This is a genomic window from Psychrobacter sp. T6-5 (assembly GCF_052258485.2).
In the GTDB taxonomy this organism is placed as follows: Bacteria; Pseudomonadota; Gammaproteobacteria; order Pseudomonadales; family Moraxellaceae; genus Psychrobacter.
In genome coordinates this window covers 1,544,993-1,567,193 of the sequence record NZ_JBQQEY020000001.1, presented here as the reverse complement: position 1 = coordinate 1,567,193, position 22,201 = coordinate 1,544,993, and the positions used below count along the sequence as shown (strand labels likewise).

The following is a 22,201-nucleotide window of genomic DNA, read 5'->3' as shown; positions in this document are numbered from 1 at the left end:
TCTAAGACATCGTGCTCTCTGAGTCCGATTTTGTAGAATGGTAGTAAGCTGTCGAACCAAGTAACGCTAACTGTGCCCCCAGACTTTTTAGGGGCATGAAAATCTGACGCATAAAAAAATCGCCACTATGGGCGACGACCTCCTGCATCACTTGCAGCATTTCTAGTGGCTCAAGCTCTCGATAAAAGGTAGGCGTTTGGTCTGTTAGTACCGATGCTAATATGACTGTCTCATCTGTATAGCTGCCAATGAGCGCTAATAGTTCGCTCTCAGGCAGTCCCTTATTAGCTTTTACAATACGCTCAAACTCAGCCACAAATGGTGTAAAGGCCCGTGTCACTTCGTTTAGGTTTTTAACTTTGACGCGCTTGATCGTAATATCAGTATCAGCAACGCGGATCACTTTATCTGTTTTGTCTGTCATACTTCAATCTCCACGAATGGCAGGTCAGGCGCATCGCTGACTATCTGACCATCACGTATGAATACCTTTGATTGCAGCTCGTAAGCTGCACTTGATTGTACGATGGCATTACCGCCACCTTGCATGGTGACGGTATAGTTTGAGCCTTGACGATCAATGACGGTCGCTAATTGCTTAGCGCCTTGCTCAGTGACGCCTTTGAACAACTGCCATAAATTACCGCTAGCCATTAGACGGACTCCTTATCAAAATGACGTTCAAAATCTGCGACCTGCTCAACCTCAAGTGCTCGGTTGTTATTAAGCCTACCGGTAATATTTGTGCCCCTAACCATACCTACCCACGACTCACCATCATTGACACTAACAAGTGTTGATGGCAGTAAAACACCAAAATCGCTATGCAGTGGCATAGATATACCGATGTTACCGATATCGCCAGTATCACTAAGTATGGCCTTACCGCGGCTAATAGCGGCGGCTTGGTCCGTCATCAAATCACTTGTGACCATAGGCGGCTGATAACCGCCGCTAGTGCCAGTACGCTTGACCAATGCACCAATGCCGCCCTCATTCTCACCGTAGAGCGTGACGCCGTTGTACGCAGGTTTATTGACACGCCCACGGCTACGACTTGTGATAAGTGACATTGGCAAGGTTAGCAATGGTGTTTGATCGCTCCATTCCCATGATGGGATAGGATAATTGGCCAGTACATGGATAATATCCTCGCTCATGTGAGCATTGATAAAGCCACCTGCTGCCTCTGCTATCCACTGCAAGCTATTAATAGGCGTTTTGTTTGAGTAGCTGTAGGTGTTGGCTGGTACATTCCAACCGTTGACCCCTGCGAGCTGCCAATCCAATGTAAAGCCACTAGGTACGCCAAAGCGGTTTAATTCGTCCTCGGCTATTTGTCTTGCGCTCATAGCCGTGTCGTACTTAAAGCCACGTTGATTAGAGTACGGACTCGCTAAAAGCATAGCGCGTGACTTACCTTTGATCGTCAATGAGCTTTCGCCAAATGACGCGCTATCGTCACAACCATCCAAGATAAACCGCCATAGATTGCCGTTACAGACGAAATCTACGCCTATCTGCGGCTCTCGTGCCGTATCGACTTTTGATAGCTCAGACAGCGGTACGGTCGCACTAAATGACCATGTATAGCTGTTACTATCAATACCCACGTTAAAGCCTAGCAGTTTAATCTCACGCCCATCGTCGGTGCGATTTAATGACACACTATTTGTCACAAATATGACTCCTTTGCCGTATGCGCTATCCTCATCACCCCTCACTATCAGGCTGACAAGGCTTGTAATATCAAAACCATCTGCGTTATCGAGCGTTATTGCGCTGCGCTGACCAATATGCTTGGGCTGACACATTACAACGTCTAGCGGTGTCGTGGGTACTGACAACTGCTCTTTAAGTATCACCGTGCGCCATAAGGCAGGTGGCACATAACCAACCACGTTATACGGCAGCCGTGCAAAATCGATTAGATTGCGATATTGATAACCGACTAATTTACTAAGCTCAAAACCTTGGCCACGGATAATCGCATCAAGATAGCTGTACTCGCCTTGCAGCTTGCGCTCCGTTTGGCGCGCAAGCATAGCCTCAAAGCTGTACCAATTGCTATGGCTTACTTTTTTAGCTGTCTCGTTTTTGAGCTGTGATTTAGTATCGACAAACTTTTGCGACTCGTAGAGCTGCTTACTGTCTGTACCGACTAACTTTGATTGCTCAGTTAAAAGCTGCTCGCTAGTCGTCAGCTTGACGTTAGCTTCAAACTCGGCCTGATTACTCACGCTTAGCGACTGCGCTGTCTCTCGATTACTCTCAAGCGAATGCGTAGATAATGCGCTGTCCTCAATACTGCCTGATTTATCAATGCCTTGTATTTTTGAGTATTGCAAGTCGCTAGACACGTCATGCACTGCACCTCTAAACACATTGGAGTCGTAATAGCCCTCAATCTCTGAGCTGATAGTTATATCAGCATAGGCATCAATACTAACGCCTACAACAAACTCGGTGACATCGAGCGACAGCTCAGGCGTTACAGTGACCGTACTATCTATAGTTAAATAGCGTAGCTCGGGTATATCTGCGCCCAGCTCTATATCGCCACTAACAGCTACTATGCCGTCACTCATAGCGATAGCGACATCTTTTTCGCTGTCACTTTGAGGTCGGCATAACACCACGTTTCTAGGCGGTACGCCTAAAGCGTAAGGTCTGAGCGTGATAATGGTTGTTAGCGGCGGCGGAAAGTAGGCCGAACTAACATCTACGCCTAAACTCAGCTCACTTGTTACCGACACCGTGCTATCTATCGTAACAGCGCTTGCATCAGGCGTTGTGATTGCTAACGATACCTCGCCGTCCACACTGACGCTACTATCTATGATTACTAGTGGCGGTATGCACAGCGTAACATCGCGCACAGGCGCATCGCCGCTATGTGCTTGTAGTACAACGTCGAGTGTCAAGTCTGGCGGCGTGTAATTCATCGACCTATCTCGTCTAGTATGATTGCTACATCAGGTATAATGTCGTTAGGGTTGCCGTTGTCAGTATCATAAGCAATGCCGCTTAAGACGCCACCTGTCTCCAAATGCTTGTATGCGACTTGCAAGCGCTTCGGCTCGCCTGACTCGGGGCCGGTACTGGTCATACCTATCACATCCATGCGCGCCATAGATGCATCGGTTTTTGCATAGAGATTATTCACAGCCCTCACCATAAACCCGCCATCATGCTCGATTGGCGCTAAGTTTTTAACATTTTCCTTGTATGTTTCGTCATAGAGCGCGGGGTTTGATATAGCTTTGACGACCTTGAGTGGCGCAAATTTGCCACGATATATACTCAGATACACAACCAATGGGCCTGAGTATGACGTGCTGACTTCAATTGTCTTACCTGCGTCATCTGCTTTTGCGGTGCGATAGTAGATTGTGGATGACTGTATGTAGCTGCCTCTATCGCCGCGAGAGCTTGGGCCTTCAGACCATACGCCGTTATTATTATCAGACACAGTGATATCACCACGACGCATAATACCCAGTACAAGCATGTCGCCCTCTTGTACTGTGCTTGGTATCACTGTAGTCATTGGCGCAGACCCACTACCCCTATCCATTGAGTTGACGGCATCAATAAAATCAACAAACGGCTCGTAAATGACAACAGGCTCAATATAAGGCCCGTGCGTTATTGGCTCACAGCCGTTCGCAACATACGTTATGCCGATATTTAAATCAGCATAGTAATCATATTTCCAGTTACCCATCTCGTCGGGCTGCACTTGCGCTATACACTCACCTGTCGGCCAGTTGAATATAGACACATAATCAATAGCGCCGCCATCGTATTTCTTAGCCTTGCCACGCAACCAAGTCATATCAAATCCTCACTTTTAGCGACAAGATGCCCACATAGCCGCCTTGATAGATTTTATCTTTATTCAATGCGATTTCTGCTGCTGTATAGTCCGCCACAAGCGCACCAGTCGCATCAAGCAGTTTTGCTGATGTCGGTACGCCTGACGCCACAGCGATAGCCTCTGGCGGTGTCTTAAACGTCAAGACACCCGCTGTTATATCAAGCTCAATGGGGTTTGTTAATGTCAGCTCTACCGCTAGTGTTGTATCAACATAGATGGACAGCGTAGAGTTAGACCCAGAGTTCAAAATATCTGCCAAGCCTTGCAGCATGGCGTTTTTAGCCATATTACTTAATTGCATTACTCACCCCTGTCTCTGTCAATGTTTGCATGATAGCCAATAGTAAAATCGTAATTGTCTTTACTACTGCCCTGATGCTGCTGGATAGCGTTGCCGATCCACACTGGGTATTTAGCAGCCAGCGTGTTAAACCGCACCACGTTGTTAGACGACCAACCGCCACCCCATGCCTCAGCAGGTATTGTAAAATACGGGTAGCCAGTCATCGGATTGACTGGCGCTGTCACACTGGACGTTGTGCCTGTGCCAATTTCGCCGATAGTCTCACCTATGATTTTAAAATTAGCATAAGGTGGTGATGAGCTAGTATTTACATTAGTGATTACTAGCGCCCATCGCTCCTCAATCGCATCACGATTGGTCACAACAATTGGATTATTAGCGACTTGCAGCTGTGACGTAGCTTTATCACCAATCAGACTGTCGCTAAATATGCCATTACCCCATGACTTTTGACTAAACACATTATAAGCATGCGCTTGCATATCGCCTGCGAGTAGCATCGAACTAAACACGGCTGCTGTACTGTAGTCGTGGGTAATGACCGTCGATAGCGTCACACGTCCAGATATATCAGTCTCAATGACCAATGCGATGTCCATAATGCGATATTTAGCAGTGAGTGGCGCTGTATAGAACGACATATCAAACATATCGTTGAGCTGCAAAGTACCTGCATCTAAATCAACATCAAGATAATTGCTATCAACTTTTAAGCCGTTAGCATCGACAACTGATACATCGGATAATCGCTCAAAACCTAAATCAAACGTATCATTAGGCGCATTGGTTGGTAGCTGCATCGTTTTAAGCTCGGTGATAGCGATACTGTCACCTTTGCGTACAAATGGCACACGACCATCTGTAGGCAGGCGCACCGGATCAAGTCCGATCAGCTCTTTATCAAGCGGTAAGTAGCTATAGGCAATCGCGTTATATCGAATTGAGTCAGGCTTAACGTAAACAGGTCTATTGATGTAATTCGTACCACCAACATCATAGATATTATTTGCATCATACCAAGGCTCATTAACCACACTAGGGTTTGCTGTCACGCCTAATCGCTCGTAAAAGTACAAGGCGACCACACCCGCTTTAAAATCGACCGTACCGTGTGCAAAGTTGTGACCTGTGATATTGCCTTGCTCATCAGTTGATAGCGATATTGCTGTGCCATCGGCAAGCTCTGCGCTGATTTGCAATGATGCTTCTTTAAGTGGTGCGACTGGCGTTCTAAAAATCAAATTAGCAAGCGGTACTGGGTCATTTTCACGTAACATTGACTTAAGATTAACCAAGTTCGCAACGTCTGCTTGCCACGTTGTTAAGGTTACAAATCCAGCGCTGTAATCAATTGCGCCTACCACTGTCTCACCATTCTTAATCTTAGTGTCTTTGTCAGATAAAGATATGCCAAGCACATCAATAAATAGTGAACCATTGGCGACTGGTGCTGCCGTATCTTGTGGCAAAGGAATATTTAAAGTAGTTGCTAAGCTGCTAGCTGTCGCCGCCTCAGTTGATGCTGACTTCAAACCTTCCGCACTAACAAACACTCTGTCTATTTGCATTGGCACCGTTTTAAGTGTTGCCTTAAAAACTGGTGAAATGCCTGGGCGTGTCAGCACATCAACACCACTTTGCTTACGAGTGATTTTTACCTTTAAGCTAAGAGTGCCAGAGGTCTTATTAACCGCACTACTTAACAACTCAGCAGACCATGCTCGCAGCTCTTCAGTTGCCCCAGTGATTGGCTGCCATGTAGTAATCACTTCAGGAGAAACAATACCTTGGCCATTACTACTACCGCTAATCACTACGCCATCAGCGTTGCTTAAATATACTGGTCGCAACACATCTTTGACTGTTAGCTTTGTGCCGTTAGCATCAATACCCAACACAACTTTCACATCGTAGTTATTGTTAAAGCCCATAGTTAGACTGATACTTGCATCGGTTATTGATGATGCAAAATCAACCGATGTCTCAAACTCTCCGTTAGTTGAATTGGTCACAGGAGAGCTTTGAACTTTAACTGTATTAGCTGGCAATATACGCTGATAAGACAGATTGAAAGCTGTATTCTTAGTTACTGTCGCATTAGGTGAGATATTCAACTTTCCATCAATAAAAGTTCCTGTTGCATCACCTGTGACAATGCCATTACTAACTGTCGCTGTCTTACCTGTAGCCCAAGTTACAGTGATAGGCCCACTAACTTTATCTGCTACGCTAATAACGTGATAGGCAGCAGGTAACGCCTGATTGCCATACTTGACTGTATCTAGATCAACACCAAACGAGTAGATGATATAACTTGCCGCATCAGGAATAGCGGCAGTCGTAAGCAATACTGTCTTGCCTTGTACCGTGCCACGACCATTGCCATCATCATCAACTAAGTTTCCGCGACCATCATCATGTAGTAGATAATTGTTTCCTTGCACCGTATAACTGACTTTTAAGCTATTAGGTAATGGCTCGGCACCAAGCTCACGGATAAAGTTATATCCAGCATTGTCGCCCACAATTTGATAGTCGGTTTGAGCCACGCGGGTAAATTCTGACGCTGGCTTATAGCTACCCGTCACAGTCGTTTGACCAATGTTGATTAAGTTATACCAAGTTATTTGACCTATGCCGTACTGAATAGAGGCGTAACCGATGTTCTGACTATTTACCAGCTCACCATCACGGTCTGTTAGTGTTTGACCACCTACTACTAAGCTCAAAGTACCGACAGCAATACCTGACGGCAGATTAAACGCTGTGTTGGTTGTGACATTGACCGATTGACTGATATTTATAACGCCATCACCACGCGCTTGAGTGGCAATTTGATTTGCCGGATCGCGCTGTGGTATAGGCGTCTCAACCTCAGTGCTTGGCACGACTTGGGTAAAGATAGAGTTAATTTTTACCTGCCGCGATTGCATAGCCACTACTGGCTCAGCCAATCGACTTGCACTGTAATACTTAGCAGCATCAGCAATACGAGCCTCGCGCAAGATAGCGCGTCTAGTCGTGGATGCGTTTTGGTAAAACTCTTGTACTGTTAAACCATTAAATGATTTATTCAACGTATCGCCAAACTCAATCGTTGCGACTGTACGTGTGACCGTCTCACTTGCCGACTTTTGAAAGCGACGTTCTACCGTGTCAACTTTGAGTGGTCTAAGATACTGATAAAACTCGTCTGATTGACCTTCGTTTTGTACCAGCACAAGCGGCTGACCGACTGCCGGCACCGGGTCTTTTACATCTAGTGAGATTTGTATAACGCGCTGCCCTGCAAGCTGTGTCTCAAGCAGATGCCCCGCCCATTTGGTGCCAAAAGCAAGATATGACTCAATCTTGTTTTGAGCATCTGAGCGTCTATCTGCAAACGATGATGCTTTGAATGCAAACACGCTGATATTTTCATTATCAGGAAGCTCAGTAAATAGCAAACGTGGCGCTTGTAATAGCTCAGCAGTAGGCGTTGTGACTGCCAGTGACAGTTTACGCAGACGCACACGACCCAATAAGCGGTCAATATCTGACACATCAGGGAATAAGTTATTAGATACGCCATCAATGACAGCGACACCAGTAGGCAATCCACCGCCATCATCGGTGTCAGCCATAATCTCAGACTTTAAAATCTCTAAATCGTTTTGAGTAATCGCCATTGTTGTCATCCGTCAAATTTTAGGCATTAAAAAAGCCCTAAATAAAGGGCTGAATAAAGTCTTAATCTTATGTGTTTGGTATCTCTAAAAACCTAAGCGTTACGTTGTAATAGTCGTTCAGCTCTGGACTTGTTGTGTTCTTTACTGGCTTGGCTTCAATCGCCTCACCTGTCGTATCAAACATTACCTTCACGCGCTTTACGGCCCCATCTGCTAGATAATCCAGCCAAAACATAGCGCCGAGCTTATCACGCTCAGTTTTGAGTGCATTAACCGTTTCTCTAGTCAGTACGCCATGACTATCAGGTGCTTGCATCGTGTACGGTCTGCCGGCTTTACGCTCTGATTGCTCGACTATCATTGTGCCATCTAGCGCGTACTTGGTACTTGATACCACAGATGACCAGTCGTGCTCACCTTCTGGGTAAAGACTATCAGACAAGACAATGACCGCGCCTGTGACTGTATTTGTAAGCTTGGTTTGTGCATTAGTACGCATAATGAGTCCTTTTTATTTGAGTAAGCCATCGACACGCAATGACTTAATCAAACAAAAACAGGTCCATGCGATTTCACATAGACCTATATAGTTACAGCTTAACGATTTCATACATGGCTTCTTCAGCTTCGGCATACATCAAGTCAGCTTCAAGTTCCATTTCGCTAAAATCATCGCCGATTAAATCGTAAGCATCTGCTGGTGACAGCTTGGCGCGGTATGCGGTCACAACTTGCTTATCTTTTTGACCAACTTTGTTTAGACCATTGACGCGAATACGGTAATAATCAACATCATCTGTCATTGGCTTCATGACCGTGGCGGTGCCGTAGCTGTACGCAACTTTGATCGGTGATGTAATGGTCTGTACGTGCGTCATTTCAATAGTGCCGTACTTTTCATCAATCGTGTAGTCAATGCCTTCAACTAGGGCCAATGGTGTTGCATCCGTGCTATCGGTGATGACAACATCGCTGACGTTCTTGTGTTTTAAAAAGATAATATCGCCAATAGCATCGACTTCGTGCTCTTCTGCTGTAACTGCTCCCGTGGTGACTTCCGTGACCTTGGCTTGTAATGCTGCCTGCATAGCCTCAATGCGGCGTTCACTAAGCGTCAGACTAAAAGTAGCGGACTTGTCACCTTCTGACTTGTCCCAAGTTTGGTTTTTACCTGAATGATACTCTTTTAGTTCGCTCTCATTTTCAACTGAGTGGTTAAAGGCTGCCGCCGATGCTACGCCAACCCAAAAGGGCTTGCCTTCTACGCCATTTTTAACAGCGGTAAAATACACCTTACCGTTACCGATAAATGCGTGTGATTGTTGTTTCTCTGCCATGATTATTGTCCTCTAAGGCTGAAATTTGGTTTGAAATGTCAGTGGATAAAGTGCAAACGTGCTGAAATAGTCTGGTCTGCCTGATGTGTTTGTACGTTGTAATGGGTCGTGGTACTCGTCAACCTCAAAACCTTGAACGTGATTGATGACCTTGCTGATAAGCTCGCCTGATTCGCGCATCAGCTCAACTGTGGTGTTTTGTGCTGCCTGATTACTTACAGCGACTACCACTGTCCACTGCTGGTTGTCACGGCTATCAATGTGACCATTTACATCAGATGGATTGTTTGCTGTGTTTATGACATAGAGCGCAGGTGTGATTTGCTTATTAATCTTGCTGATATCTGCAACCGTACCAATGTGCTTAACACCCCACTCGTCAGCTTTCGCCTCTAAGTGCTCGATTAGGCCAAGACCTACTGCAAAATAATTACTCATAAGTCTACGTCCATAATTCGATTAATAATGTTAAGCACTGATGCCCGGTCGTTCTCGTTCATGCCAAGATACGGTCTAGCAGGTATATCACCCCACAAGTGAGGAAATAACGCCTTTTTACCGCCGTAGTGCATCATGCGTGCATACACTACGTTCGTGCCCCATTTAACGCCATCAGGTAGTGCAACATAGGTCAGTGACGCCATAAGCCGACCAGTATCACGCAAGGTTTGTCCGCGTTCTATGATTGCACGTTGAGAAGGTATCCACGGTTGACGCTGTAAATCGTGCTGATTGTAAAAACGTTCCTCAGTCTGATGTACCATTTCAGCGCCAGCCAAGCGGCTAAACTTCTGCATTTTTTTATTATCAAAATACAGATCGCCTAGCCGTCTGATAATCTCATCACCACCTGATAGCTCCGCATCAAACATACTCACCTCACTTAATGCTAGGCATCTTGGCAAACACGTCATCACCAAAGATTTGACCAGGATAACTACTGCCAATTGGCACGGCAGGCTTAACGTAAGTCTTTTGCTGCTCCTCAGTTGTCAACGGCTCAGCAAAAGTGACGTTGGCTTTACCTGCGCTAACGTCCTTTAGCCAAGCAATCTCTTCTTTGTAGCGGTCTTCCGGCTCACCTGTTGCATCGTTCATATACAACAAGTAGCGTGCGATATTGCAGCACACAAGATTCAAATTATCGGTTTTAGCTAAAGGTGTTTGATAGCGGATGGACAAATAACTGTCCATCTTGCCGCTTGCACTGGTTAGAGCTTTAGTGGTCGCAATCGACGGATCTATATGCATCGACTCAAGCTCACTAATAGCTAACTCGGTAAAGTGAGCCACCATGTCGTCACGAGTCGCGTACATAGTTAGTCCTTCGGAAATAGGGCGATTAGTGTTTTTTTGTCATCAGATGCGTTGTACTCAATACCTTCTTCGTCAAGCAAGGCTTTTAGTTCTTTATTGGTGAGTGTATCGAGCTCGACCACTTCACCACCATTATCTTCGTCAGTGTTGTCATCTTCGCCCGCGTCAGATTCAGCAATAGCGCCTTTGCTTAGCAAAAACTTAGCTCGATCAGCAGTTAAGCCAGTGACCGTCTTACCATCTTTGACAGCAGCTTTTAGCTCGTCATCAGTGATCGTTGGGATTTTGTCGCCAGTAACGTATTGTCCAATAGCTTGTTTTGCAATGTAAAATTTAGACATGATTTGCTCCATGTGGGCCGCTGATAGGCGACCCATTTAATTATTTAAACAAAGGGGTTTGGTTAAAGAGTGATAAAGCCGGTACCGCCACATGCACCGTTTTTATTGATGGTAACTGGCAATGGGCTTGAGTCAGCAATAAATTCATCAATTGGTGGATTATCGCTATAGACGTGATATGGCATTAATTCCATTGCTAACTTAGCAGGATTTTTGCGATGCTTAATCATGCAATAGTAAAGCGGATTATTTAGCTCAGAGATCAACCAAAAGCCGTCTTCGGGCACCATAAGCTCGCTTGTACCATCTTCTTTTTCAAACTCAACGTCATACGTCCAGAAGTTGATGCCATCTACCGTACCGCGTAATTTCGCCTCAGTCTCTCCACCAAACCCACCATCAAATACACGGGTTACATTGGTATCTTTTGACGCCGTGAATTTTTCATTAAACTCTTTATCATCTGTCATCGCATCGAAAACACGGCTAGACATCTGAGCATCAACTGGGCGACGTTTGCCATGCTTAACCAGGTTCTTAACAATCTTGCGAATGTCTCGATATGGCGTAGCGCCTTCTTGGTCCCATGGAATTAGTGGCGAGAAATTAAGGTCAACGTGACGACCAAAATCGACAGTCACACCAGCATTATCATCGCCCTCGACAATAACCTTGCCGTACAGAAGTGCATCACGACACATCATGATAATACGTGCGGTTAATGACTGACGAATTAACCAGTAAGCATTGGCAGCAGCCATGTCCCACTCATCTTGCATGGTAGGAGGAACCCCAATACCCTTGGTAGCTACAACTTTCATTGCCTGCAATAGTTTTTGCAACTTAGCATCAATTTTACTTAACGGCTCAACCACTACAGATGGCTTGAAGTAAGGCGCTGGAATGTGGCGGATGTTTAGTTCAACTTTGTCTTTAATCACGCGACCTTGCGCTGTCGGCAGTACAGCAGGAGCAAGAGGAATATAGGTTTTGATATCACCTACGGGCACCTTATCTTCGTTGTTTAGATAAATAGGATTACCAAAATAACGGTCACGAAAAAAAGTATCGACCGGCTTGCTTAAATCATAAACCGCGCCAAGTTCTTCAAAAGATGCTGTTTCAATTTCAGCGCCTTCAATATTAAAAGTAGCCATAAATATTTATCCTTATTTAACGACGCTAAGCGTGATTTTAGTTGAGCGATTAGCGTAAGCACGCGCCGCCAATTTTTGAGGTGCAGTAAGCGCAACGCCATTCAGCTTGACTTCTGCAACATCAAACTTACCCGTAACATATACAGGCATTTCAACACCTGCAGCTATCTTTGCAGTTGCCTGCTCAGCAGTGACGTCAGCAAGGCAGATCACATGCCAATCAGCTTGTGCGCCTGACTCGGTATTACTGTGAGTCGCTACGTTGGTGCCAGCAGCAATCACCAGTAGGTCACCGCGTTTGTATGCTGTAGCAGCGGTAGGTACGACGCTATCGGTGATAGGTGCGACATCAACAGCTAACGGCTGCTCAGTTGTATAGTTGAAATCAACCATTATTTAGCTCCTTGTGCTTTTGCAGCATTAACAGCTGCCATGATTGCGCTTTCGCCACCTTCGCGGCCATTTGTTGCTTGAGCTTTATCCAAACCATCTGGCAGCTCAGGCGCTTTTGCTTCAATAGGTTTAGCCATAAACTCAGCTACAGCAAACTGCGCTTCATCCATTGCTTTGAATGCGTCGGTCTGCTCGTCGGTAAACGTGCGACCAGTATCAGCAGCCAGTTTGTCGATAGCAGCTTGGCGCGTTGATGCTTGCGATTCTGCTAACTTATTTTGTGCGGCAAGTGCAGCGGCTTTAGCATCTACTGCTTCTTGCTTAGCTTGAGCTTCGGATTTCTCCAGCTCTGCGATTTTGGCTTGCGCCTTCTCTAACTCGTTCAAGTCGTACTCCTCGGGGTTATTGTTGCTCTGTGTGGCTTGGCTTGATGTTGATACGCTATCCGCTATCTCATCAATCAGACCTAATTCTTTTGCGCGTGTCGCATCGAAACATCGACCTTCAAGTGATGCAATCGTGTCAGCATTCAGACCGCGATAGCTGGCAACGTGCTCAAAAAACTCTTGAGCATTAGCATCTACACCAGACTGTATTTCTGCCAACTGCTCGTCGGTCAATGGCTCATCATCACCAAACACAGCCTTCCACTTGCCGCTACGGATATTGGTCACCGTGATACCTATTTGCTTTAGGCGGCTTACTTGCTCAGTGTGCTTGACTATCGTGCCGATGCTACCTATACCTGCAAACTGTGCCGCTACAATACGGTCAGTCATTACAGCTATGCGATAGGCTGCTGAATAAGCATTGCCGCTAACAAACGTTTGAATAGGCTTTGTACTGTCAGCTATCGCTTCATCAACTAGGTGCTGGCCTTTGACGTATCCACCTACGCTGTCAATGTCTAAAATAATGCTTGTCACTGTGTAGTCGTCATTGGCTTGCTGAATATAATTCGCTAAGTTTGCATAGCCTGTTACACCCCATGAGCGATAATCACTTGAGGTTTCAGGTACTAGCAGGCCGCGTATATCAATAGTCGCTACGCCATTCTCAACCGTGTAAGCTGCCTCACCACCATCATCGCTATGACGTGATAGCGCTTTGAAGTCGATAGATGCGAGCTCACCGTTTAGATCGTGGCAAGCCATAAGCGCATGACTGTTGATGTCGCGCTTAATCTTTGCTTGTAAGTTCATATTTCACCCATTAAAAAACCGCCTCAATGGGCGGTTTTTATTTCTGTTAGATGTGCTTTCTAAAATTATATATCTAGATTATCGCGTCTAGCTTTAATGAGGTTTTGTGTAGGTAGCAGTTCACCTAGAAGCTTGTAAACTGTGATTACGTCATCTACAAAGATTATCTTCACATCATCATAAGCCTGAATTTCAACTACATAATCTGACTCAAATGTTAGATGAATTTCTTTTGAGTTTGCATTACCAGTAAATTTATTAATAGCAATAGAGTAGTCCTGATCATGATGCTCAGACGAGTCATCAATTACGAAAGAATCTTGTAATGTAGAATAACCAATTGAATCAGCAAGGCTCTCATATTTTTCAATATCGTAATAAGCTTCAATAGACTTCTCTAAATCTTTCCCAATCTTAATAAAACCATCTCTAATCGTATAACGGTACATAGTTCACCTGAATAATTTAAATTTAAGTTTTATTATAACTTAAACTTGAGGTTGCTAACGTTTCACTTAGGAGTGCTCTACGCATTCTCTTCCTCAATCAACTCTTTAGCCTCATCAATCATCAAAGCAAGCTCTGGCACCGGTTGCGCTAACATCACTGTGATAGCTGCCTCAATGCGCTGTCTTGCTGCCAGTATCGCATCTGACTGCTTGTAGTACGTGATAGCGAGTTCAGCTATCTTGTCGTTGACCAGCTTGTTCATGTTGCCCGTGTACTGTGCAGGTGTGCCACCAATCCAACCTTTATCGTTTGGTACGTTTGGTAAGTTGTCGTCGGTCGTTATACCTTTGGCCTGTGCTTGCGACTCGGTAAGTGATCGGCAAACGCACCGGCAGCGATACCCTGAAGGAGCATAGTGTTGTTGCCAGAACGGATCATCGATATGTCTAACCACACCATCTAGAACCTTATGAGCTGGACGCTGTCTAATATCATTAATGCCGTCACGCATCAAATACGGGCGTTCATCTTTGTTCTGCTGTTGTTGATACCATCGACCACGGCCGTAGGCGCCTTGGATGTTGGTTCTAAAGATATTGTCTAACCGGTGCCTTGGCAGGTTAATATCAATATCACCGTCTTTCACAGCCTTTTGAAAGTCTGCAAACGTGCCGCCACTATCGAGTTGGTCGTTAACCAAGCCCATCACATGCTTAATCTGCTCAGTCTGCCCTAACCCTGCAATAGACACCGCTTGCTGACGCTGGATAGGTGTCATCACGTTGTAGTAGTTATCGGGCAAAACCACGTTACAATTAAGCGCGTAAGCAATGGCTTCGATAAACTTTACGTCGAATGCTGCTGTTGTCGTTGCCATTGGTTTCTCACTTTATTTTGGACAATAAAAAAGCTCATCCATTAGAATGAGCTTTAAAGTTTTCATTTTAATTACAGTACTGGATTCTTCTACTAGTATTAAATTTACTGTATATATAAGTATCTATCATAACCGCTCTTATGGAGGCAAAAGTGGTACCCTAGTGAGGACCTGAATATTTGGCTATAGACCACTTGTATCAAGAGTTTGAATCATTGTGATAACTGTAGTGTACTTGTTGGGCGATGCAAGGTTACTTGAGTAATATGGAATCTAGACCAGAATAGTTACTCTATTAAGTTATAATTATAAACGCTAACCTCTTCGATGATAGACTCAGGATCTTCTTCAACTTCTAAACCACCAGCTACAAAGTATATTCCTTCAATAAACTTTCCTTCGTTATCAGCAAGATAATGTATATCTTCAGCATCGTCCAGAACTAAGGCATGATCTATATCTCCAATATGGCTACCAATTTTAATGTTACCTTCAAAAATATCGCCTTTATAACCAGCGCCAGCGCTAATATCGCATAGAGTTCCTTTTTCAGTAAAGCCTAACTCTAGTTTAGGTTCTGAAAAATATATTATATACCCGTTATTATTTGGTATCTCAAAAAGTAAGACGCCTGTATTGTCTAAGGCTAAATCAACCGTCCACTCCTCAATATTTCCATCAACTGTCTTATCGATAAAATGCAAAAAGCTTTGCAATTTTTCACCTAGTGTGAACCCTGCTAATGATTTACCAACCTCTGCTTTAGCATGTATATCCAAATGAGCCATTTATTTAATTAACCTTATATTGACTAATACGCTTTGCAAGCCTGAAAATAGTATGAAATCGTGATCGATGCGCTATACAGGCATCGAACTATCGGTTGTGTGCCTATTTTTTCTATACTTGCTGACTGGCAATGCTAATAATCTACAACACAGTTAACAACATTCGGTAGTCGTTATTAGGTCAAATATTGTGATTGCTTTTAAAATAAATACTCTAATATAAAGGAATTACGAAAATTACTGTTGAATATGCCAAACAGGAATACAAAGGTTGAGAATAACCACATAATTGAAAAGTAGAGTTTGTTTTGGTCTGGAGTCCAACCCCAAGAGCCAAGTCTCTCTGCCATACTAGAATTAGAGAATATAAGCCACCTAAAGAACAAACAAATAATAATATAAAGTGCAATCCATATAAGCATTTTACCTACCTAATTTTTGTGTGAACTTTAAATTACAGATGTAACCATTGCCACGTAATGCTATTGGTTTTTAATGTGTGCTCGCTCGAAGCTATGATTTTTCAAAAAAGGTTTGCCATAAACTCCCTTACAACTGTGGGACGTATTATTAATTTTAGTAGGGTTTGAAGATATTATCTTATTATTTTCTGCAAACGTATTGGCGAACACTTTTATAGCGTCATGAACTTCTTTATTACAGCTTCCATCATTAGTAATATATGTAATATTGTTGGATTTAGGCATTTTGTAAGCTACATAAAAATAACCCTGTGGATCTATGACAATCGCTGACGCTGAATTTAAGTTATCCCTTCTAGCTTCATAGAATTTTGAACCGTTTTTAAGCGTGTAAGGTGCGCTAAAGTCCTCTAAATTAGAGTAGAAGTTATTATAATCATTACGTTCTAATTGTATCTGAAGTTGCGATTGTAAGGCTCCATCTAAAACCGTATTACGTGCTGAGGCAATAGTATCCGTTGCATTGGCGGAAATCATGGTCAAGCCCATTGTAGATAATAACAAAATGAGATAAATGATATTTTTCATCTTAGACCTCAATATTTTTTATCGATAATAGTTGGTACTATATATCTGAATCAGTTAGCTTTCAATCTATACCCTAATGAAACCAGTCATTTCACCCTTTAAGCTTATTAACAGACCATTCGAAACAGACTGATATAATGGAACCATTTAAAAAACTATAACACTCGTAGGAGCCTCTTTGGTGCAAAACAGTGAACCACAAACCTCTATATCGAGCCTAGACTTTAATAATCTACGCAAACTCATGGATGCTTTAATCAGCTTGAAAAAGATTAATGATCTAGATTCTCTTGATGCAGATTACAGCTTTGAATGGCAAGAAGATGCCAACGAGATGATTGATGGCATCAATAAGTATGTAGAGCAAACTTTAGCTAGTTTAGGGACACAGAACTATCAAGATGCTCACTGTAGCCTGACTTCTTTAAGAATACGCTTACAGGAGTTAAACGGTACTGTTAACGGAATAACCAACGATACTATTTTATTAAATAGTGATGATAAAGATTTCACATGGCCATTACTGACTGAAGACTGCCGTCTGCTTGAGTGAGGGTGTTAGACATCACTCAATATCCATAGAACTATACCTCACTCGATTCGTCAGCAAAACCATGTACATCAGCGACCGCCAATGCAGTATTAACCAACTGTGCAAACTCACTCTCAGCCAATCCCTCACCGCATAGGTTAAATAGCGACTCACGTAAGCTGTCAGCGTCAGTTGCATTACTTATAGCCGATAGTACTGCCTTAGCATCAAATGGCTGTACGCTTAATTCAAGCGCATCATCTGCGACTTGCTCAAGCTCTTGCTGTTCATCAGTAAACTCATTGTCACCGTCAGTGGCTTTAAATGGCAGCCATGTTTTGCTAGCCATTGACGTATAGCGATTAGCTTGTGCTGACGTTGGTAATTTAACAGCGCCTTGACCATCACCATAATCCATGTGAGAGATATGCTGCTCGTTATAGCCGTGCTCATCAACAAAATAAGACTTGGTAAAACGAACGCCCATCTCATGCGCTTTTTTGTCTGCGTCTAGCTGCTCATGATCTACAAACTTTTTGGCTACCCATTTAAACTCAGGCGCTTCAAATCCATTAGCAGTACAGATAACATCAATGAATCGTTGAACGGCTTTAAGCGCATGCTTACGGTCGCTGCTAAAGATAATTTCTTGCTGCTCTTGGTGCACGACACCTTGACCGTAAGTACCGCCTTTATCCGTACCACTGGTAAGCGTCTGACCTAGCAAGTAAGTCGTAATACTCTGCTTAACCACTGAATCATAGCTAACAAACGCTTCGCCATTACCGCCACCTGTTACCGCTGTCACATCCTCATCAGTGTTAATAGTCACAACGCCTGAGTTATGCGCTGCCAGTATTGCATCTGCAAATTTCTGCGCATCTTCTTCACTGGTTGCATCAGTCTTACCAATAAGCAAGGGTGACCCGAAACGCTCTAAGAACTTAGACCAAAAGCGCCAGCCGTTGGTCTTGAAATAGTGCAGCCAGTACACGCGACTTAATAATGATTTGCCTTTAGGGTTTAGATAGGTTGGCTTATGCTGCTGGTATAGATAGCGATAGTAAAAATCAGCTTGATCACTAATCATGACCGGCTCACTACCATCGTTCGGAAACCATTGCAACGCACCGCCAGATAACGGCTCAAACCACTGGATAGGTTTTGACATCATCGAGGTGACCGCATTACGCCCATTACTATCTTTGCCCCAGAGCATTTCAATCACATCATAGCCATACCACTTGCTAAGAGATGATCCTTGTAATATCGTTCCAAGGTGTAGATCCAGTTGTTCATAGATAAAATCAGCAACACTGCCCTCGCTTGGCGTAATAGTATAAGTAGCATTGCTTAATTCTTCCTCGCGTCTATCAATCGCTTGGTCAATGTCTGGGTCAGTAAGCAATGTCTTTAACGCGTGACGACTGATACCAGCTTTTTTGAGTATTTCATCAGTATCAGTACGAATCAGGTAGCGGTAAAAAGTCTTGCCTCGTAGGTCAGTTGCTTGCTCTTGGCTTAGCGCCTTACCTGCTGTGACACGGTAACGCGGCTTTTCAGTTATATCATTCATCTATACGTCCGTTTGCCAGCAGTGGCTCTGTGTCGTTTGGTATTAGCACCCCGCTTCATAGTGCGCTCATGTGCATATCTTAGTGAGTCAATCAAATGGTTATGCTTATCAATAATTTCAGGCAATATCTCACCGCTTAGTCGGTCCGTCTTGTAGCTGTACAATCTGAACTCTTTGGCGGTTGCCGTACACCTTGGGTGAATGACGATTTGCTTGTAACCTTTTAGATGAGCAATACCATCCTCAACGCTACCCTTACCTTTAACGCATGCCTTAATTTTTGGTATGCCGTTACGCTTCAGGTAGCTGATTGATTCAGGCCTAGCGTTATCAGCTATCACCTCGTAGTTTTCGATGCCTGGTATATTGTCTTTCAAATAGTCTGGCGTGTCGTCAATCTCAAGACCAACTTTGCATGCCTCATATTCGATATAAAGAATGCCGTCATTTTCCCATGAGTTTGTCGCGCCCGTTGGATCGGCAGAAAAACCAAAGTCCAAGCCGTTGTATGGCCCATTCCATGTTGGATGTCTCGAAAATTCTTTGACGACAAACTTACCGTTAAATATCTGAGCGTCTGATGCTTCGTGGTAAGCACCTTCCCAAATCCAGCAGTAGGTTGCATCATCAAGGTTTTCTTGATCATTAAGTCGCTCTTGCTCGAGTACATCTGGAAAGAATGGATTGTCGCTATAATTCAACTCAACGATAAATTCGTTGTCCTTCTTCCTAAAGCGTTTATCGGTAGCGCTACCCTCGTTCTCAGGGTTCCATGTTATCCAAACTTCTGAATCATCTTCACGTACTGTTGGTAGTAGTTTGCGCCATGCAGCTTCACTGACGTTCTCAGCCTCATCGACCCAAGCGAGTAGTATGCGCGACTTACCTTTGATGCTGTCCAAGTTATGACGTAGACCAGTAAAGGCATAAGCAACACGCCTATTCTTAGTGCGAACGTATTTCTCGCCAATCTCATAGTAATCATTAAGCCAATCAACTGAGCGTATCGCCTGTTTAATCTCTTCAAGCGATGACTCTTCAAGTGAGTTCATATACTCACGGCCGCATAGGATTATGCCGCTAGCGCCTGCTTCGGCTAGTCGATAACCCTCTACGGCTGTCATCAATGCGAATGTACGTGTCTTGGCACTACCACGGCCACCATAAGCGCCTTTGTAGCGAGACTTAGACTCAAAGACCGGTATAAGTTTTGGCGGTATGGTTATGTCAGCATAGACTTCATCATTTAATTGCTCGCCCATTCTCATCCACCTTTGGAGCCACTAAGCGAATGACTGTTGGCTTAGTTGACATTGATCCATCACTCGATGTGTTATCAACTTTCTGTTTATTGGTGTAGACCTCGCCCACGTCTTTAGCTGCTTGCTCGAGTAAGCTTGCCGCCAATGGCCTATTCTTTGACTTCTCTGCATCACGAGCCATACGGTCAAGCATATTTAATCGATAAGCTTTGTTAGCGATAGGTATCGCCTGAATATCGTTATTAAAGTCATCACGGAATTTCTTGAATAGGTCCTTCCATTTTTGGGACAAATTAACTGCAGCTGCTTTACTCGGATCGTAGTTTGATACCTGCTGTCTTGTAACTTTCAGCCCGTCAAATTCTTGATTGACAGCTTCCACTACTTCGGATGGGGTCATATAGGTAGCAAGCCCTTGTACAATAAAGGCCTTAACCTTATTGTTAAGGGTCGCCATAAATGCTCTCTTGTATCGCTAAGTAAAGGTAATTAGTATTTTATTTGCGGCTCACAATCTTGCAGTTTAGCCATTCGTCTTACCGCTTCATCACCGCCATATCGTCTGACGACTCCGAAAAACTCCTCAACGTCATGAGCTATCAATTCGAGCTGTGGTCTACCGTCTGCTTTGAATGACGGATCACCAAACATATCTGGTTTATGCCTCATGTGATAAATCTCATGCTCAACCAGTGCGGCAAACTCAGCGTCTGTACAATCACGGCAATAATTGGCATCAAGAGTTACCAGGTATTCAGGCACATCACCTAGCGTGTCTTCAAACCACATTTCCTGACGTGTCTTTTTCCAACCACCAGCCATCATCATTACTTTCTCGCACTGGCCTAATACTTGCTTACCAGCTTTGATGTATTCGCTTTGGGCCCACATAAACGCTATTTCGGTTACTGAGTATTCCATCAAATGTCTGTGGTCTTCGTTAAACCATTCATGATCAGGATTAAGTATGGTTGCGTGCAGCCACTCATGTATCTCTGGTGCAGCCATTAGTGGGCGTAGATCGGTATTAGGTGGCATTGGTCTTTTCAACATGCTCACCTCCAATCAGCGTGCATAAAAAAAGCTCACCGAAGTGAGCCAAGCGTTGTCATCAACTATCATCCTCATCACATGCAAATAAGATGGTGATTGGTAACTCATCGTATGTCGCAGTCGTCATCTGCTCTTGGGTATCTCTATGGCATGTGCTACCAGTGGCTAAATCTAGTAGGTAGTACGTGAGTGCTTGAATTTAGGCGCATGTCAAAACCTGTGCTTCACTACATGTAAACCTCTGCAATTGGCGACAGTGTGTCTCACTGCCAGTCTTAATTAAAAAATGCCTCGTCCAATCAAGGGAGGCAAAAGGGTTAATAAAATATGATGGGCAATAAAAAACCCACCAAGTGGTAGGTTTTTTATTATGGAATTTTTAGATTTAATTAATTTTTATTTCCTCTACAGCGAAATAATCTTGACTATCATCTGTGTTCATAAATTCAGCAATAAGCCCGTCATATCCTATGAATTTAGCATAAATAGCCCCACGACCTTTAATAGCTGGGACAACCCAATATATTTGGTCTTTTACTAACCTAAGATCATCATTCTCAATGTCTGGCATAATAATTTTTGCATTTTGTCTTTTCTTCCAATCTGCACGATTAGTAGGATTGCTATAAAATATCTCTAAACGTTTTGTTTTTGCTGAATGCCACTCTATAGCTTTTTTCATGGAATTTTCATTTATAGCCGCAGCAGAAGAAAAATGACCTGCTGATATATTCCCTTGAAATTCTGCTAAAGCAAACTGCAAAGCTGTTTTTTCTAATTCCTCAAACGTTACGTCATTACTCATTGCATCACACTCCATGTTGAAAAATTGTTTATTAAGCTAACTTATGTTGAGGTTAGGAGTAGCATTTCAAGAGGCTAAACGGAAAATATAGTTTAAATATTGGACTTATTGCATAATTTAATCTTATCTACAAAACCTTGGGCGCCTTCCACGCCTCTATTGGCTCTGTCTCGTAGAAACTGTAACCAATAAGCTTTGGCGCACGACTCGGTTACCTCATGATAGTAATCATAAGCCTGTTGGTTGGTT

At 43.8% G+C, this 22,201-nt stretch carries 25 protein-coding genes; 1 reads left to right on the top strand and 24 read right to left on the bottom strand.

The features are described from left to right. Nucleotide 1: 1 nt before the first annotated feature. The 19 genes from ACTXGK_RS21460 to ACTXGK_RS21370 form a co-directional block, all read right to left on the bottom strand. A complete protein-coding gene (locus tag ACTXGK_RS21460; RefSeq protein ID WP_443517051.1) occupies nucleotides 2-424 on the bottom strand; it encodes a DUF6631 family protein in 423 nt (140 codons plus the stop codon). Beyond that, nucleotides 421-654: a hypothetical protein gene (locus ACTXGK_RS21455; protein WP_443517053.1), complete on the bottom strand. Its 234-nt coding sequence runs from the start codon at nucleotides 652-654 to the stop codon at nucleotides 421-423. Before ACTXGK_RS21455 ends, ACTXGK_RS21460 begins: the two co-directional genes overlap by 4 nt. After that, nucleotides 654-2,945: a hypothetical protein gene (locus tag ACTXGK_RS21450; protein ID WP_443517054.1), complete on the bottom strand. Its 2,292-nt coding sequence runs from the start codon at nucleotides 2,943-2,945 to the stop codon at nucleotides 654-656. The genes ACTXGK_RS21455 and ACTXGK_RS21450 overlap by 1 nt, the downstream gene beginning before the upstream one ends. After that, complete coding sequence (locus ACTXGK_RS21445; RefSeq protein ID WP_443517056.1) at nucleotides 2,942-3,838, bottom strand: hypothetical protein; 897 nt, start codon at nucleotides 3,836-3,838, stop codon at nucleotides 2,942-2,944. The genes ACTXGK_RS21450 and ACTXGK_RS21445 overlap by 4 nt, the downstream gene beginning before the upstream one ends. 1 nt (nucleotide 3,839) lies before the next feature. Next, a complete protein-coding gene (locus tag ACTXGK_RS21440; protein WP_443517058.1) occupies nucleotides 3,840-4,181 on the bottom strand; it encodes a hypothetical protein in 342 nt (113 codons plus the stop codon). Continuing rightward, nucleotides 4,181-7,852: a hypothetical protein gene (locus ACTXGK_RS21435; RefSeq protein WP_443517059.1), complete on the bottom strand. Its 3,672-nt coding sequence runs from the start codon at nucleotides 7,850-7,852 to the stop codon at nucleotides 4,181-4,183. Before ACTXGK_RS21435 ends, ACTXGK_RS21440 begins: the two co-directional genes overlap by 1 nt. A 67-nt stretch (nucleotides 7,853-7,919) precedes the next feature. Next, the gene (locus ACTXGK_RS21430; RefSeq protein ID WP_443517061.1) at nucleotides 7,920-8,351 is read right to left on the bottom strand and encodes a hypothetical protein; all 432 of its coding nucleotides are present in this window, start codon (nucleotides 8,349-8,351) and stop codon (nucleotides 7,920-7,922) included. A 91-nt stretch (nucleotides 8,352-8,442) separates the two neighbouring features. Next, nucleotides 8,443-9,189 (bottom strand): phage tail tube protein, encoded by a 747-nt coding sequence (locus ACTXGK_RS21425; RefSeq protein WP_443517063.1) that lies wholly within the window; start codon nucleotides 9,187-9,189, stop codon nucleotides 8,443-8,445. A gap of 12 nt (nucleotides 9,190-9,201) precedes the next feature. Next, nucleotides 9,202-9,627: a phage tail terminator protein gene (locus ACTXGK_RS21420; protein ID WP_443517064.1), complete on the bottom strand. Its 426-nt coding sequence runs from the start codon at nucleotides 9,625-9,627 to the stop codon at nucleotides 9,202-9,204. After that, nucleotides 9,624-10,061, bottom strand: a complete 438-nt coding sequence (locus tag ACTXGK_RS21415; protein WP_443517066.1) for a phage virion morphogenesis protein — start codon at nucleotides 10,059-10,061, stop codon at nucleotides 9,624-9,626. Before ACTXGK_RS21415 ends, ACTXGK_RS21420 begins: the two co-directional genes overlap by 4 nt. 7 nt (nucleotides 10,062-10,068) lie before the next feature. Beyond that, on the bottom strand, nucleotides 10,069-10,506 hold the full coding sequence (locus ACTXGK_RS21410) for a phage protein Gp36 family protein (protein ID WP_443517068.1): 438 nt from the start codon (nucleotides 10,504-10,506) through the stop codon (nucleotides 10,069-10,071). Nucleotides 10,507-10,508: 2 nt separating this feature from the next. Then, nucleotides 10,509-10,847 (bottom strand): hypothetical protein, encoded by a 339-nt coding sequence (locus ACTXGK_RS21405; protein ID WP_443517069.1) that lies wholly within the window; start codon nucleotides 10,845-10,847, stop codon nucleotides 10,509-10,511. Between the two features lie 62 nt (nucleotides 10,848-10,909). Then, nucleotides 10,910-12,004, bottom strand: a complete 1,095-nt coding sequence (locus tag ACTXGK_RS21400) for a major capsid protein (protein WP_443517071.1) — start codon at nucleotides 12,002-12,004, stop codon at nucleotides 10,910-10,912. Between the two features lie 12 nt (nucleotides 12,005-12,016). Next, nucleotides 12,017-12,397: a hypothetical protein gene (locus tag ACTXGK_RS21395; RefSeq protein WP_443517073.1), complete on the bottom strand. Its 381-nt coding sequence runs from the start codon at nucleotides 12,395-12,397 to the stop codon at nucleotides 12,017-12,019. Continuing rightward, nucleotides 12,397-13,599: a S49 family peptidase gene (locus tag ACTXGK_RS21390; protein ID WP_443517075.1), complete on the bottom strand. Its 1,203-nt coding sequence runs from the start codon at nucleotides 13,597-13,599 to the stop codon at nucleotides 12,397-12,399. Before ACTXGK_RS21390 ends, ACTXGK_RS21395 begins: the two co-directional genes overlap by 1 nt. 65 nt (nucleotides 13,600-13,664) lie before the next feature. Next, complete coding sequence (locus ACTXGK_RS21385; RefSeq protein ID WP_443517077.1) at nucleotides 13,665-14,048, bottom strand: DUF1947 domain-containing protein; 384 nt, start codon at nucleotides 14,046-14,048, stop codon at nucleotides 13,665-13,667. A gap of 77 nt (nucleotides 14,049-14,125) precedes the next feature. Next, nucleotides 14,126-14,926 carry a phage head morphogenesis protein gene (locus ACTXGK_RS21380; RefSeq protein WP_443517079.1) on the bottom strand — a complete coding sequence of 267 codons (801 nt, stop codon included), beginning with the start codon at nucleotides 14,924-14,926 and terminating at the stop codon, nucleotides 14,126-14,128. Between the two features lie 287 nt (nucleotides 14,927-15,213). Beyond that, on the bottom strand, nucleotides 15,214-15,714 hold the full coding sequence (locus tag ACTXGK_RS21375; protein ID WP_443517081.1) for a hypothetical protein: 501 nt from the start codon (nucleotides 15,712-15,714) through the stop codon (nucleotides 15,214-15,216). A gap of 482 nt (nucleotides 15,715-16,196) precedes the next feature. Continuing rightward, nucleotides 16,197-16,724 carry a hypothetical protein gene (locus tag ACTXGK_RS21370; protein WP_443517082.1) on the bottom strand — a complete coding sequence of 176 codons (528 nt, stop codon included), beginning with the start codon at nucleotides 16,722-16,724 and terminating at the stop codon, nucleotides 16,197-16,199. Nucleotides 16,725-16,905: 181 nt separating this feature from the next. Here ACTXGK_RS21370 and ACTXGK_RS21365 point away from each other — a divergent pair, with 181 nt between their 5' ends. Further along, the gene (locus ACTXGK_RS21365) at nucleotides 16,906-17,277 is read left to right on the top strand and encodes a hypothetical protein (protein WP_443517084.1); all 372 of its coding nucleotides are present in this window, start codon (nucleotides 16,906-16,908) and stop codon (nucleotides 17,275-17,277) included. Nucleotides 17,278-17,308: 31 nt separating this feature from the next. Here the strand turns inward: ACTXGK_RS21365 and ACTXGK_RS21360 are convergent, their stop codons facing one another. From ACTXGK_RS21360 to ACTXGK_RS21340, 5 genes are all read right to left on the bottom strand, one after another. Beyond that, nucleotides 17,309-18,832, bottom strand: a complete 1,524-nt coding sequence (locus tag ACTXGK_RS21360; RefSeq protein ID WP_443517085.1) for a phage portal protein family protein — start codon at nucleotides 18,830-18,832, stop codon at nucleotides 17,309-17,311. Further along, a complete protein-coding gene (locus ACTXGK_RS21355; protein ID WP_443517087.1) occupies nucleotides 18,829-20,094 on the bottom strand; it encodes a PBSX family phage terminase large subunit in 1,266 nt (421 codons plus the stop codon). The genes ACTXGK_RS21360 and ACTXGK_RS21355 overlap by 4 nt, the downstream gene beginning before the upstream one ends. Next, nucleotides 20,075-20,551: a DUF2280 domain-containing protein gene (locus tag ACTXGK_RS21350; RefSeq protein ID WP_443517089.1), complete on the bottom strand. Its 477-nt coding sequence runs from the start codon at nucleotides 20,549-20,551 to the stop codon at nucleotides 20,075-20,077. Before ACTXGK_RS21350 ends, ACTXGK_RS21355 begins: the two co-directional genes overlap by 20 nt. 32 nt (nucleotides 20,552-20,583) lie before the next feature. Continuing rightward, the gene (locus ACTXGK_RS21345; protein WP_443517090.1) at nucleotides 20,584-21,147 is read right to left on the bottom strand and encodes a putative metallopeptidase; all 564 of its coding nucleotides are present in this window, start codon (nucleotides 21,145-21,147) and stop codon (nucleotides 20,584-20,586) included. Between the two features lie 385 nt (nucleotides 21,148-21,532). Continuing rightward, nucleotides 21,533-21,952, bottom strand: a complete 420-nt coding sequence (locus tag ACTXGK_RS21340) for a hypothetical protein (protein ID WP_443517092.1) — start codon at nucleotides 21,950-21,952, stop codon at nucleotides 21,533-21,535. Nucleotides 21,953-22,201 lie beyond the last annotated feature (249 nt).